Raw genomic sequence first — 13,667 nt, 5'->3', positions numbered from 1 at the left:
CCTCAAATATTCGTTATCCACATTACTTTTCCACACATTTCAATCAATATGCCGTTTCCAATAAAAAGGAATTTTTTTCACATTTGTCGAAGTATATAGCGTCAACTTGAAAGATGGGGATGAATTATGAAGAAATTGATTGTAATACGACATTGTTCAGCAAATGGCCAAGAACGTGATGCCGAATTAACGATTGCAGGAAAAAATGAAGCAAACACTCTTGCTACATTCCTCTTAGAAACCCAACCACAAATAGATCATATTATCTCAAGCCCATTTGTGCGAGCTATCAATTCTATTCGGCCCTATGCGCTCCAAGCTAATTTGTCTATCCAGGAAGATGAACGATTAGCTGAACGCATATTAAACGACGTTCCAATGGACGATTGGTTGCAAAAACTAGAATCTACTTTTACAAATATAGAAATTGCCTTTTCAGGCGGAGAGTCGACAAAACAAGCAACGGACCGTGCTATATCGCTTATCCAAGACGTTTTAAAATTAAACCATACTACAACACTACTCGTTACACATGGAAACTTACTTACGCTCATTTTAAAGCACTTTGATCACACGATCGGCTTTAATGAATGGAGAGCTTTAACGAATCCTGATGTTTATGAAATTATAATCGATGAACAATGTACTATAAAACGACTATGGGAAGCATCGTCCAAGTAATATCTCTTTCCAACACATTCAGTTGACGCCACGAGAAGAAACTGTACGAACAATAGAAAGGGGTATCACTCCATATGTACGAAGATGTACTTGCTTTACTACATAAAACAAATGCTTCTTACGAAAAGTTTGAGCACGAACCCGTACTCGATTATGAAACAGATCGTATCGTACGTGAAAGGCTTGGCTTACAAGGTACTCCAAGTAAAAGCTTATTTTTAAAATCAAAGTCTGGAGATTATTACGTATTTTTCACGTTAGAGGGCACAAGACTCAACCGAGGAGAGATGAAAGAAATAACAGGAGAACGCTTATCTCTCTGTTCTCCTGATGAACTGCGAGACAAAACTGGTTGTACGCCAGGATGTGTCGCTCCTTTCGGTTATTCACAAGATGTAACAATTATTGTGGATTGTACGATTTATACTTACGACAAAATTTTAATTACACCTGGTGTACCTGAATTTACAATTGAATTATCCACAGAGGAATTAAAAAAGATTTTATTAACATGTCCAAATACCGTTTTAGAGTACGAACAAAAAGAGAGCTAATTGTTAGCTCTCTTCTTTCATTATTTTGCTTCTGCTGTTTTTTCTTTTGCAGAACGAACTTGCTCGTCCGCATGGTAAGAAGAACGCACAAGTGGACCAGCTTCACAGTGGCTAAATCCTTTGCTAAGTGCAATTTCTTTAAGCTCTGCAAATTCTGCTGGTGGGTAATATTTAAGAACTGGTAAATGCTTCTTAGATGGTTGTAGGTATTGTCCAAGAGTTAAAATATCCACATTGTTTGCACGTAAGTCATCCATTGCTTCAATTAAATCTTCTCTCGTTTCACCTAACCCCACCATAATGCTCGATTTAGTTGGAATATCAGGCTGCATTTCTTTCGCTCGACGTAAAAACTCTAATGAACGGTCATATTTTGCTCTAGCGCGAACTCGGTTAGATAATCGACGTACTGTTTCAATGTTATGGTTTAAAATATCTGGTTTTGCATCCATTAACATTTTTAAGTTTTCTTCTACTCCACCCATATCAGATGGTAATACTTCGATTGACGTAAATGGATTTTTACGACGTACAGCGCGTACTGTTTCAGCAAAAACAGCTGCTCCGCCGTCTTTTAAATCATCACGTGCAACCGCTGTTATAACAACGTGCTTTAAGCCCATTTGTACTACAGAATCTGCTACGCGTTCTGGCTCTTGTAAATCAAGCTCAGTTGGTAAGCCTGTTTTAACCGCACAGAAACGACAAGCACGTGTACATACTGCACCTAAAATCATGAATGTTGCTGTTTTTCTTACAGCCCAGCATTCATGAATATTCGGACATTTTGCTTCTTCACAAACTGTATGAAGATTCTTAGAACGCATCATTTTCTTTAAGCCTGTATAGTTTTCATTCGTGTTTAACTTAATTTTCAACCATTCGGGCTTGCGCTTATATTCTGTTTGTTTTGTCATGGTTATCAACTCCGCACAATATGAAATAGTTTACCGTGTTCGCTTCTTTCAATGTAACATATCTATTCTAACGTATGAAAGCGATTTGCTCAAATGAAGATTCTAAGATTTTTTCCAATCGTTCCCTATAATGAAATACTCCGTATATCCCACACTAAAAAGAGTGATGTTGTGAAAGGAGTCTATTTCATGCTTCGAAAAATTTCTCTTTTGCTTTCGATTTGCTTTCTTCTCCACCAAAACATCGCTTACGGTGAAGATAATCAGCAAAGCATATACGAAAAGCGCATGGCACTATATAAAGAAACCGAGCAATCTTCAGGCATTCCGTGGTATTACTTAGCTGCAATGGATCAATATGAAAGAAATATACGGAGCGTAAGAAAAGATATTCCGAAAAAACCAGATGCCATCATTTCCCTTTATTTCAAACGAGAAGTATGGGCCGGACCCGTTAATGGTAACGACACTCTCCCCCATACAATTTCTCTATTTGGCGGGATGGGTTTAGACGGTGACAAAGATGGATTTGCAAATGCAAATAACGATCGTGATCTTTTGCATACAGCAGCAACGATTTTAAAGAAACAAGGATTGTCCGAAGACCGTATTCACATTATGCTTTGGGAATATTATAGACGTGCGAAAACAGTTGAATTAATTACCGAATACGCCCAAATTTATAAACATTATGGACGTATTAATTTAGAAGGAAATGCTTTCCCTCTTCCGATTCGTAGCGACCATAGCTACCGTAGTACTTTTGGCGCTGGAAGAAGTTTTGGGGGAAGAAGAGTTCATGAAGGAACAGATATTTTTGCAGGCTATGGCGTACCAGTAAGGTCTACTTGCTATGGCATTATTGAAACAAAAGGTTGGAACCGTCTTGGCGGATGGCGCATCGGTATTCGCGACCTTCATAATAATTACCATTATTACGCTCATTTAGGCGGATTCTCAAAAGAAATACAGCTCGGACAAATTGTTGAGCCTGGAAAAGTAATCGGATTTGTTGGTAGCACCGGTTACGGCCCTCCCGGCACAGCTGGAAAATTCCCGCCCCACTTACATTTCGGCATGTATAAAGACAATGGTTATACAGAATGGGCTTTCGATCCATACATGCATTTAAGTCTTTGGGAGCGAAAAGAACGAGCGAATACAAAACGATAACCGTAGCACATTGCTACGGTTATTTTTTATATTCGACTAACTATCCGTTTTCTTTTTATCAGGTACAACAACACTTCCGCTTCCATAATACGTAGGCACTTCTCCTTGAACAATGCGCGTTGCAATCGGAACGTCTTGCTTCACTTTTATTTCTTTCGTATGAAATGGAATAATCACTTGCAACGTGACTTCCATCTCCATAATAATTTGAATCGCTGTCGTATTAATTCCGTGCGGTTCAATTTTTTGTTTAATATCTGTATTTACATGACCAATCGTCGTGAAATCAATTGGAATGTCGGGTCCTATATTTCCAAGAAGCGCATTATCCGTTACGCGACCAAAAGGAACTGCCATCGTTGCTCCATTTTTTTCAGAAATACCTAACTCTTTCAAATCACCTTGTTCTACTTGCTGTAAATATTTTTCTATGTACATGGTCGTTGAAGTTACGATTTCATTTACTTGCTTCGTATTTAAATTAATTGTGGATACTTTCCCGTTTTTATCATTTTGTACTTTCATTAATGAATCGACATCGAACCCTTCATTAATTCTATCTTTTACCGCCTTTGTCATAACCGCTGTCGCCATTTTATGCGTCTCTACTTCTCCATATTTAATTAATGTCGGCTGAATGCTACTATTTACAATCCATAATCCTTGCACGAGTAATATGATAAAAAGAATAAACGACATAAGCAGTATGTGCCGAAAGGAAATAGGTCCCCTTCCAAACCGCGAATTTTTCGAACGAAATATACTCATAAAAAACCCTCCTTCTTATATCATTTCTATGCAAGAAGGAGGGACGATATATGCTTATCTCATTTTTAATAATGCTTCTTTTCCGATTGTACCAGCCGTAATACCTAACGCTTCGGCTTCAATCGTTACTGATTCTAGCGGCGCTTCAAGAAGTTGTTCAATCGTTCTTACACCAACCGCGCGGCCAGCAATAATTCCTCGATCCCCTAACTTCTCATTTAAAAGACCTACATCTAATGCACCACACATAATATATCCTTTATCGCTCATTACCGCTAGCAAATTTGTCTTTGGAAGTTTGACGCTAACCGCAATAAACGTATAATTATCGATTATAATTGGCTCCACATTAACCATAGTTCACACTCCTCTCTTTCTTATCTGTATGACGAGAGAAAAATGAGTGTTACAAGTTAACTAGCCTATAGTTTGACGGAAGATGTATGAGTTATTAACATGTCTGTTAACACATCTCTAAGTAGTTCTGGCATATAATATTGTTTGTCAGAAAGTGTGGATAGCTCTGGGTATAAGTAGCCGAATGTAAACATATCAATCGTTCCTACTGTATATATACGATCTAATTCCAGCGATTCCCCGTTAATCAATACATCTTCTAGTAAAATTTTATTTCCAGGAATCGTATCTGGAATGACGTCGACACCAGCGTAAATCATTTTCCCCATCACTTTCCCGCGAAATCCGAATCCTTTTACCTCAAGGTTCTCCATATTCGGGCGACGCGCTTTTAAAATAACTTCTCTTAGCGTTTTCCCCGGCACCTTTAATAAACATGGATTAATTGGATGTGGACAAATTCTGTGAATATCTCCGCGCGTCACAACACCTTCATCTAATCCTTCAAGGAGTACACCAGCGTTCACCATGCCAATCTCTGCACCACACCACGTTTTCAGCGCATTTGCTAACATGTGCGAAAATGCTGTCTCATGAAACCAATCAACTGGTAATGATTCCTTTAAATGAACGACAGGATCTTCCATAATCTGTTTACTTTCTTCTTGCAGCAATTCAATTGTGGATAACGGTTTGCTATAAGCACCTAAACGTTCTGTCTTAATCGCTCTACCGTCCTTTTTCAACAGCTTCTTCGTCTTTTTATCCACAGTAAGCTGGACGTGCCCAACGTAACGTCCCCACTTTTCACAACAACAAAGTAAAGTATTATTCATAAGAACGCCACGCTCAAATAAATGGTGCGTATGTGCACCTAAAATAACATCTATATCATAATGCTCCGCCATATACTCATCCATGCTTTTTCCAAGGTGAGAAAGGACAACTGTAATATGAGCCTCATCTCGCATTTCTTCTAAAATAGACTCTAAATGGATAAGCGGATCTTCAATATGCCAATCGAGCATATGATAAAACTCTGGATAAGCTACCGTTAACCCGATAAAAGCAATTGTAATCCCCTCTGTCGTTGTATGTAATTTATAAGGCTTTGCCCATGCTGGACGTACACCTTCTTTTTCAAATAAATTCGCGACGAGCACCTCAAATCCAGCATCATCATATAGACGATTCAAATGCTCCTTCGCTAACGTAATTCCTTCATTATTTCCGATCGTTACATAATCATATAACGCCTCATTCAAAAGCTTCGTATTACCAAGTCCATTCGTCGCTTCCGAAATACTATGAAAACGATCCACATGATCGCCGATATCAACCGTCAAAACGGTCTCTCCCGCTTCTTGTCTTCGCTTTTTCTCTCCTTGTACAAACCGAGAAATTTGCGGCCAATTTTCAAAATGACTATGTATATCGTTTGTATGATAAAGGTGGATGATTGTTTCTTTATTTATATTCAGAGAAAAAACCTCCTCTCAGTTCCTTACTGCCATTTACGCTACACGTACGCAATAATCCTGTAAATACTTTTCGTCTTTTCTTGCTATTTTACATTGTACTCGCATTGAGAGAAAAAGCAAAAGATTGCCCTTTTTAATATGAAAAACTTTTGTTTTTTCTAGTTGGTGTGAAAGGATTTTAGATGGTTTTGTGTGGGATTCAGGTAGTGTTAGATTTGTCAAAAACTTTAACAAAAGGCTCGTAGGTCGTTTTTCAATTGGATTCACCAGTGGATTTGTCAGTATCTTTGCCTTACTTCCAGTCGGTCTCTTTTCATATAAAAGGGTGAGGGGTATATGAAGAATTTCTTTTGTCGTAATTTGTTGATAAGTCGATATATTGAAATAATCGCTGATATATTCCGAGTTGTGGTCGATATATTTGAAAAATCGCTGATATATTTAGTTTGAAACCTACCTGGGTATCTCAGCTAACTCCAAGCCCAGCTCACACAACATAAAAAAACGCCCTGCATAGCAGGGCGCTTCCACTTTATATATTGTCCAGCTTCGCCTCCTAGACCCTCATGTCTAAGAACCTTAGCCAACGGGTCTGAACAGTCGGCTCCGCATTTCTATTTAACCGATAGAACCTTCCATCTCAAACTTGATTAGGCGGTTCATTTCAACTGCGTATTCCATTGGAAGTTCGCGAGTGAATGGCTCGATGAAGCCCATTACGATCATTTCTGTAGCTTCTTGCTCAGAAATACCGCGGCTCATTAGGTAGAATAATTGTTCTTCTGATACTTTCGATACTTTCGCTTCATGCTCAAGTGAAACGTAATCGTTTTTGATTTCGTTATAAGGAATTGTATCAGATGTAGATTGGTTATCCATGATTAACGTGTCACACTCGATGTTAGAGCGAGAGTTTTTCGCTTTTGGTCCGAAGTGTACGATACCACGGTAAGTTACTTTACCACCATGCTTCGCAATCGATTTAGAAACGATTGTTGAAGACGTGTTTGGTGCTAAGTGAATCATTTTCGCACCAGCATCTTGGTGTTGGCCTTTACCAGCAATCGCGATAGATAATGTTAAACCACGAGCGCCTTCGCCTTTTAAGATAACTGCTGGGTATTTCATCGTTAATTTAGATCCGATGTTACCGTCAATCCATTCCATCGTTGCGTTTTCTTCACAAACCGCACGTTTTGTAACTAGGTTGTATACGTTGTTCGCCCAGTTTTGGATTGTTGTATAACGGCAATATGCATCTTTTTTAATGATGATTTCTACTACCGCACTGTGAAGTGAGTTAGTAGTGTAAACAGGTGCTGTACAACCTTCTACGTAGTGTACGTGTGCGCCTTCGTCTACGATGATAAGCGTACGCTCGAATTGTCCCATATTTTCAGAGTTAATACGGAAATACGCTTGAAGTGGTGTATCAACTTTTACACCTTTTGGAACGTAGATGAATGATCCACCAGACCAAACTGCAGAGTTTAATGCAGAGAATTTGTTGTCTGTTGGTGGGATTACTTTTCCGAAATGCTCACGGAAAATATCTTCGTTCTCTTTTAATGCGCTATCTGTATCTTTGAAGACGATTCCTAGAGCTTCTAGGTCTTCTTTCATGTTGTGGTATACAACTTCAGATTCGTACTGTGCAGATACACCAGCTAAATATTTTTGCTCAGCTTCTGGAATACCTAATTTATCAAATGTTGCTTTAATTTCATCAGGTACTTCATCCCAAGACTTCTCAGATTTCTCAGATGGTTTTACGTAGTACGTAATTTCATCGAAATCTAAGTCGTTTAAGTCGCCGCCCCATTGTGGCATTGGCATTTCATAGAACTTATCCAGTGATTTTAAACGGAAGTCTAACATCCACTGTGGTTCTTCTTTCATACGTGAAATCTCTTCAACGATCTCTTTTGTTAAACCGCGTCCAGCACGGAAAATCGAAACGTCTTTGTCTTTGAAACCATATTTATAATCGCCGATATCTGGCAGTTGCTTCGCCATGTTGGTGTGTCCCTCCTTAGATAACCTCGTTTTTAGGAACCTTTAACATTACTTATCTTCGTTTAAGCCCTTTTCTAACGCTTTCCACGCTAATGTTGCACATTTAATACGTGCCGGGAACTTGCATACGCCTTGTAATGCTTCAATATCTCCTAAATCGATGCTGTCATCGTACTCTTTTCCTAGCATCATGTCAGAGAAAATTTTAGACAGCTGAAGTGCCTCTTCAATTTTCTTACCTTTTACTGCTTGTGTCATCATTGAAGCTGAAGACATTGAGATAGAACATCCTTCTCCTTCAAACTTCGCCTCTTGCACAATACCCTCTTCTACTTTCATCGTAAGTTGAATACGATCGCCGCAAGTTGGGTTGTTCAAGTTAACGGTAACACTATCTTCTAACACGCCATTGTTACGAGGATTCTTATAATGATCCATAATAACTTGACGATATAACGTATCTAAATTATTAAATGACATTTGTGAAATACTCCTTTGTCTTGATTAGCGATTCAACAAATGTATCAATTTCTTCTTTTGTATTATATAAATAGAAGCTCGCACGTGCTGTTGAAGAAGCTTTCAGCCACTTCATAAGCGGTTGTGCACAGTGGTGTCCTGCGCGAACCGCAATGCCTTCTACATCTAATACTGTCGCTACATCGTGAGGATGTACGTCTTCAATATTAAATGTAACAAGACCAGCGCGATGCTTTGGACCATAAATTGTAACGCCATCTACTTCTGATAGTCTTTCTAAAGCGTATTGCGCTAATTCATGTTCATGCTTTTCAATATTATGAAGACCGATTTCTTCTAGGAAATCAATTGCCGCACCAAGTCCGATTGCATTACCGATAATCGGTGTACCTGCTTCGAACTTCCACGGAAGCTCTTTCCACGTAGATTCTTGTAAATCTACGAAATCAATCATTTCACCGCCAAATTCAATTGGCTCCATATTGTTTAGCAATTCTTTTTTACCATATAATACCCCGATACCTGTAGGTCCGCACATCTTATGAGCAGATAATGCGTAGAAATCACAATTCAAATCTTGTACATCCACTTTCATATGAGGTGTACTTTGTGCACCGTCAACGACCATAATTGCGCCATTTTCGTGTGCGATTGCTCCGATTTCTTTTACAGGGTTAATCGTTCCAAGCACGTTTGAAACTTGCATAATAGAAACGATTTTTGTATTCGGTGTAACTGTTTGACGAACATCTTCTAAAGAAATTGTACCGTCTGGTTGAAGCGGAAGGTATTTTAAAGTTGCACCAGTTTTCTTCGCAACTTGTTGCCACGGAATGATGTTACTATGGTGCTCCATGTAAGAAATAACGATTTCATCGCCTTCTTTTACATTTTCAAGACCATAGCTAGCCGCTACTGTATTTAATGCAGTTGTCGTTCCGCGTGTGAAAATAATCTCTTCCATTGATTTCGCATTAATAAACTTACGAACTTTCTCGCGTGCACCTTCATACGCGTCGGTAGCTTTCGTACCGAGCGTATGAACACCGCGATGCACGTTAGAATTATATTCTTTATAGTAACGTTCTAACGTTTCAATGACTTGAATTGGTTTTTGAGAAGTTGCTGCACTATCGAAATAAACAAGTTGTTTGCCGTTCACTTTTTGATCAAGAATTGGAAACTGTTTGCGTATTTCATGAATATTCATTAGCGAACTTTCCTTTCAATTACCTCAACAAGCTGTGCCTTTACTCCTTCAATTGGAAGCTCATTAACTACAGGTGCTAAGAATCCATGGATGACTAAACGTTCTGCTTCGCGTTTTGGAATACCACGGCTCATCAAGTAGTATAATTGGTACGGATCTACGCGGCCTACTGAAGCTGCGTGACCTGCCATTACATCATCTTCGTCGATTAAAAGAATTGGGTTTGCATCACCGCGTGCTTTTTCATCTAACATAAGAACGCGAGAAGATTGTTGTGCATTCGATTTAGATGCACCGTGTTCAATCTTACCAATTCCGTTAAAGATAGATGTTGCACTATCTTTTTGTACACCGTGTTTTAAAATCCAACCTTCAGAGTGTTTACCGAAGTGAACAACTTTAGTTGTAAAGTTTTGCGTTTGGTTACCACGGCCAATTGTTACTGTTTTCGTATCAGCATATGAACCGTCGCCCATTAAGTTTGTAACGTTCTCTGAAATTGTGTTTCCGTCATTCATAAGGCCTAGAGCCCAATCAATGCGGCCGTCGCGTCCTACTGTGCCGCGGCGGTTAACGTAAGTTGTTACGTCTTTTGCTAATAGATCAACCGCACCGAATTTCACTTGTGCGCCTTGTTCCACGATTACTTCTGCTACGATATTTGCAATACCTTTAGCATTTTCATTTGCAACGTAGTTTTCTACATAAGTTGCAGTACTGTTCGCATCAGCTACGAATAATACGTGGTTATATACGTTAGCTTCTTCGCCGTCTACTAAGAATACAGCTTGAAGTGGAGTTTCAAGAACAACGTTTTTCGGAACATATACGAATGCACCGCCGTTGATTAATGCAGCATGAAGTGCAGTTAAACGATGCTCGTCTACCTTCACGCCGTCTTTCATTAAATACTTTTGTACTAGCTCAGCGTGCTCAGTTGCAGCTGTTACGATGTCTGTAAAAATAACACCTTTTTCTTTTGCTTCTTCTGCTAAAGAAACGAACGCTGTTGTACCAGTACGTTGTACTAATACGCTGTTGTTTTCATCGATTAAGTTTTTCACTGCTTCTGGAAGCTCTGTTAAAGAACTTACAGGCTCTTGCTTAGCAGCGTCGCCTTTTCCGATAAAGTCCCATTTTTCAATTTTCGTTTTATCAGGCGTTGGCATTGGAAGTTCAGTTGCTTGTGCAAGAGCTTGTAAGCGGAACTCAGTCAACCAAGCAGCTTCGTTTACTTCGCTTGCGCGTTGACGGATTGTTTCTTGATCGAAAGGTAATGTACCGATTGTCATGTTTATGCTCCTCTCTTACGCTTCTTGCTCTGTTGTTTCGTCTTCAATACCTAATTCTTTTTTAATCCAGTCATAACCTTCAGCTTCTAGACGTTGTGCAAGCTCAGGGCCACCAGATTTAACGATACGACCGTTCATCATAACGTGAACGAAGTCTGGAGTGATGTAGTTTAATAAACGTTGGTAATGCGTAATCATTAGGCAACCGAACTCTTCGCCGCGCATTTGGTTAATACCTTTAGATACAACTTTTAATGCATCGATATCAAGACCTGAGTCGATTTCGTCTAAGATTGCGATTTTTGGCTCAATCATCATTAATTGAAGAATTTCGTTACGTTTTTTCTCTCCACCAGAGAAACCTTCGTTTAAGTAACGTTGTGCCATTTCTGGATCCATTTCTAGGAATTCCATGTTTTTATCTAATGTACGGATAAATTTCATAAGAGAAATTTCATCGCCCTCTTCACGACGTGCATTAATTGCAGAACGTAAGAAGTCAGCGTTTGTTACTCCGCTAATTTCACTTGGATATTGCATTGCTAGGAATAGACCTGCTTGTGCGCGCTCATCTACTTCCATTTCTAATACATCTTCACCGTCGATGATGATGCTACCTTCTGTTACTTCATATTTTGGGTGACCCATAATTGCAGAAGATAAAGTTGATTTACCTGTTCCGTTAGGTCCCATAATTGCGTGGATTTCTCCACCTTTTACTTCAAGGTTTACACCTTTTAAAATTTCTTTGCCATCAATTGATACGTGTAAGTCTTTAACCGTTAATGTAGAACCAGCCATCTCAATACCTCCATTAATCCTATATATACATTTTAAAAATTCCTAAAACGTTCATATTCTCATTTTATTCTCATTCTAATCTTATATCAAATAAAATGATATCGCAAACGACGAAAAAAAGTAACAATTTTTTCACAAATGTATATAAGTATTTCCCTTGCATCCTTATATGATACACCTTTCTTCTTATTTATATAAAGAAAAAAGGACTGGTAATTTTCCAATCCTTTCCTTGTGTTTATTCACTTACCGGAAGTACAGCACCTTTATATTCTTTATTAATAAATTCTTGAATTTCTTTTGAATGCAATACTTCTACTAATTCTTTAATTTCTTTTTTCTTCTCGTCACCTTTACGAACTGCAATAATATTTGCGTATGGAGAGTCTGATCCTTCAATTGCAATTGCATCCTTTGTTGGATTTAAATTCGCATCAATTGCATAGTTTGAATTAATGAATAAAGCGTCACCTTCATTATTTTCATATAACTTCGGTGACAATCCAGGTTCAACATCTGTTTTAAACTTTAAGTTTTTCGGGTTTTCTACAACATCTTTTACTGTTGCCTTAACAACATCTACACCGTCTTTTAATTTAATAACGCCACCTTTTTGTAAAAGTGCTAGCATACGTCCACGCTCTGCTACGTTGTTACTCATAATAACTGTCCCGCCATCTGGCAAGTCTTTTAAGCTTTTGTATTTCTTAGAATAAATGCCCATTGGCTCTAAATGGATTTTTCCTGCGTTTACAATTTTATATCCTTTTTCTTGAATTTCTTTATCTAAGTAAGGAATGTGTTGGAAGTAGTTTGCATCAATTTCCTTATCCGCCAATGCTTTATTCGGCAGCACATAATCTTGGAACTTTTTAATTTCTAATTTAATACCCTTTTTCTCTAATATCGGCTGTGCCTTCTCTAAAATAACAGCGTGCGGCACGTTAGAAGCTCCCACAACAAGCTTATTCTCTTCTTTCCCACCACAAGCCGCTAATGTAAATACAGACAGCGCTGTAACAACTGACAATAGAATCTTTTTCATATGATGTCCCCTTCTCCCTTAAAGTTATGTAGTTAGAAAAAAGGGCCGGCATACACCAGCCCTTTTCAGCAATTATTCTTTTACAGGAACAACCGCTCCTTTATATTCTTTATTAATAAAGTCTTCGATTTCTTTAGAGTGCAATACTTCTACAAGCTCTTTAATCGCTTTTTTATCTTTATCACCTTTACGAACAGCTACTACGTTTGCGTATGGAGAATCATCGCCTTCAATTGCAATTGCATCTTTTTCTGGGTTTAATTTCGCATCAATTGCATAGTTAGAGTTAATTAAAACAGCATCGCCTTCTTTATTGTTATACACTTGTGGCAATAGACCTGGCTCGATATCTGTTTTGAATTTTAAGTTTTTTGGATTATCTGCAATATCTTTTGGAGTTGCACTAACTGGATCTACTCCGTCTTTAATTTTTAAAATTCCTTCTTTTTGTAAAATTGCTAAACCACGTCCATGGTCAGTAACGGAATTACTCATAATAATTGTCGCTCCGTCCGGAAGTTCTTTTAAAGTCTTATATTTTTGAGAGTATACACCAATTGGTTCTAAATGAATTTTCCCTGCTATTTCAAAGTCATATTTTTTATCTTTCATTTCTTTTTCTAAATACGGAATGTGCTGGAAGTAGTTTGCATCCAAATCCTTATCCGCTAACGATTTATTTGGCAACACGTAATCTTGGAACTTTTTCACTTCTAATTCAATTCCTTTTTTCTCAAGTAACGGTTTTGCCTTTTCTAAAATTTCAGCGTGCGGTACGTTAGAAGCACCAACAACAAGTTTCTTTTCATCTTTATCTTTCCCGCCACAAGCAGCTAACCCAAAAATTGAAGTTGAAATAAGTGCTGTAAGTAATAATTTTTTCATTTGAAGC

Annotated in this window: 14 protein-coding genes; 3 read left to right on the top strand and 11 right to left on the bottom strand. The window is 38.3% G+C overall.

Going from position 1 to position 13,667, the window contains the following annotated elements; translation table 11 throughout:
- The first annotated feature begins 126 nt into the window (after positions 1–126).
- On the top strand, positions 127–681 hold the full coding sequence (locus ACUXEY_RS20950) for a histidine phosphatase family protein (RefSeq protein WP_461301529.1): 555 nt from the start codon (positions 127–129) through the stop codon (positions 679–681).
- A gap of 74 nt (positions 682–755) precedes the next feature.
- Complete coding sequence (locus tag ACUXEY_RS20945) at positions 756–1,235, top strand: YbaK/EbsC family protein (RefSeq protein WP_461301528.1); 480 nt, start codon at positions 756–758, stop codon at positions 1,233–1,235.
- Positions 1,236–1,255: 20 nt separating this feature from the next.
- Here the strand turns inward: ACUXEY_RS20945 and lipA are convergent, their stop codons facing one another.
- Positions 1,256–2,152: a lipoyl synthase gene (lipA, locus tag ACUXEY_RS20940; protein WP_000166375.1), complete on the bottom strand. Its 897-nt coding sequence runs from the start codon at positions 2,150–2,152 to the stop codon at positions 1,256–1,258.
- Between the two features lie 189 nt (positions 2,153–2,341).
- On the opposite strand from lipA, the gene ACUXEY_RS20935 reads away from it, so the two are divergent.
- Complete coding sequence (locus tag ACUXEY_RS20935) at positions 2,342–3,325, top strand: M23 family metallopeptidase (protein WP_461301527.1); 984 nt, start codon at positions 2,342–2,344, stop codon at positions 3,323–3,325.
- A 36-nt stretch (positions 3,326–3,361) separates the two neighbouring features.
- Here ACUXEY_RS20935 and yunB read toward each other — a convergent pair whose 3' ends face one another.
- The 10 genes from yunB to metQ (ACUXEY_RS20885) form a co-directional block, all read right to left on the bottom strand.
- Positions 3,362–4,093: a sporulation protein YunB gene (gene yunB / locus ACUXEY_RS20930; protein ID WP_461301526.1), complete on the bottom strand. Its 732-nt coding sequence runs from the start codon at positions 4,091–4,093 to the stop codon at positions 3,362–3,364.
- A gap of 54 nt (positions 4,094–4,147) precedes the next feature.
- Complete coding sequence (locus ACUXEY_RS20925) at positions 4,148–4,450, bottom strand: YunC family protein (RefSeq protein WP_000248463.1); 303 nt, start codon at positions 4,448–4,450, stop codon at positions 4,148–4,150.
- Between the two features lie 65 nt (positions 4,451–4,515).
- Entirely contained in the window at positions 4,516–5,907 is a 1,392-nt protein-coding gene (locus tag ACUXEY_RS20920; protein ID WP_461301548.1) for a bifunctional metallophosphatase/5'-nucleotidase, read from the bottom strand.
- Between the two features lie 642 nt (positions 5,908–6,549).
- Positions 6,550–7,947, bottom strand: coding sequence for a Fe-S cluster assembly protein SufB (gene sufB / locus ACUXEY_RS20915; protein WP_001118827.1), 1,398 nt, complete (start codon positions 7,945–7,947; stop codon positions 6,550–6,552).
- 48 nt (positions 7,948–7,995) lie between these two features.
- Positions 7,996–8,427, bottom strand: coding sequence for a Fe-S cluster assembly sulfur transfer protein SufU (gene sufU, locus ACUXEY_RS20910; RefSeq protein ID WP_000009525.1), 432 nt, complete (start codon positions 8,425–8,427; stop codon positions 7,996–7,998).
- On the bottom strand, positions 8,417–9,637 hold the full coding sequence (gene sufS / locus ACUXEY_RS20905; RefSeq protein ID WP_001020769.1) for a cysteine desulfurase SufS: 1,221 nt from the start codon (positions 9,635–9,637) through the stop codon (positions 8,417–8,419). The genes sufU and sufS overlap by 11 nt, the downstream gene beginning before the upstream one ends.
- Entirely contained in the window at positions 9,637–10,929 is a 1,293-nt protein-coding gene (gene sufD, locus ACUXEY_RS20900) for a Fe-S cluster assembly protein SufD (RefSeq protein ID WP_098655981.1), read from the bottom strand. Before sufD ends, sufS begins: the two co-directional genes overlap by 1 nt.
- 15 nt (positions 10,930–10,944) lie before the next feature.
- Positions 10,945–11,730: a Fe-S cluster assembly ATPase SufC gene (gene sufC / locus ACUXEY_RS20895; protein ID WP_000929163.1), complete on the bottom strand. Its 786-nt coding sequence runs from the start codon at positions 11,728–11,730 to the stop codon at positions 10,945–10,947.
- Positions 11,731–11,968: 238 nt separating this feature from the next.
- Entirely contained in the window at positions 11,969–12,775 is an 807-nt protein-coding gene (gene metQ / locus ACUXEY_RS20890) for a methionine ABC transporter substrate-binding lipoprotein MetQ (protein WP_429601902.1), read from the bottom strand.
- Between the two features lie 72 nt (positions 12,776–12,847).
- Complete coding sequence (gene metQ, locus ACUXEY_RS20885) at positions 12,848–13,660, bottom strand: methionine ABC transporter substrate-binding lipoprotein MetQ (RefSeq protein ID WP_461301525.1); 813 nt, start codon at positions 13,658–13,660, stop codon at positions 12,848–12,850.
- Positions 13,661–13,667 lie beyond the last annotated feature (7 nt).

Source organism: Bacillus sp. F9_6S_D1_P_5, from assembly GCF_054823925.1.
This window is presented reverse-complemented; position numbering and strand designations above follow the sequence as displayed.

Bases quoted from the DNA above. Each gene is read 5' to 3' on its own strand.
- yunB (WP_461301526.1), bottom strand. From the start codon at position 4,093: ATGAGTATATTTCGTTCGAAAAATTCGCGGTTTGGAAGGGGACCTATT.
- sufC (WP_000929163.1), bottom strand. From the start codon at position 11,730: ATGGCTGGTTCTACATTAACGGTTAAAGACTTACACGTATCAATTGAT.
- ACUXEY_RS20925 (WP_000248463.1), bottom strand. From the start codon at position 4,450: ATGGTTAATGTGGAGCCAATTATAATCGATAATTATACGTTTATTGCG.
- metQ (WP_461301525.1), bottom strand. From the start codon at position 13,660: ATGAAAAAATTATTACTTACAGCACTTATTTCAACTTCAATTTTTGGG.
- ACUXEY_RS20950 (WP_461301529.1), top strand. From the start codon at position 127: ATGAAGAAATTGATTGTAATACGACATTGTTCAGCAAATGGCCAAGAA.
- ACUXEY_RS20935 (WP_461301527.1), top strand. From the start codon at position 2,342: ATGCTTCGAAAAATTTCTCTTTTGCTTTCGATTTGCTTTCTTCTCCAC.
- sufB (WP_001118827.1), bottom strand. From the start codon at position 7,947: ATGGCGAAGCAACTGCCAGATATCGGCGATTATAAATATGGTTTCAAA.
- sufU (WP_000009525.1), bottom strand. From the start codon at position 8,427: ATGTCATTTAATAATTTAGATACGTTATATCGTCAAGTTATTATGGAT.
- lipA (WP_000166375.1), bottom strand. From the start codon at position 2,152: ATGACAAAACAAACAGAATATAAGCGCAAGCCCGAATGGTTGAAAATT.
- ACUXEY_RS20945 (WP_461301528.1), top strand. From the start codon at position 756: ATGTACGAAGATGTACTTGCTTTACTACATAAAACAAATGCTTCTTAC.
- metQ (WP_429601902.1), bottom strand. From the start codon at position 12,775: ATGAAAAAGATTCTATTGTCAGTTGTTACAGCGCTGTCTGTATTTACA.
- sufS (WP_001020769.1), bottom strand. From the start codon at position 9,637: ATGAATATTCATGAAATACGCAAACAGTTTCCAATTCTTGATCAAAAA.
- sufD (WP_098655981.1), bottom strand. From the start codon at position 10,929: ATGACAATCGGTACATTACCTTTCGATCAAGAAACAATCCGTCAACGC.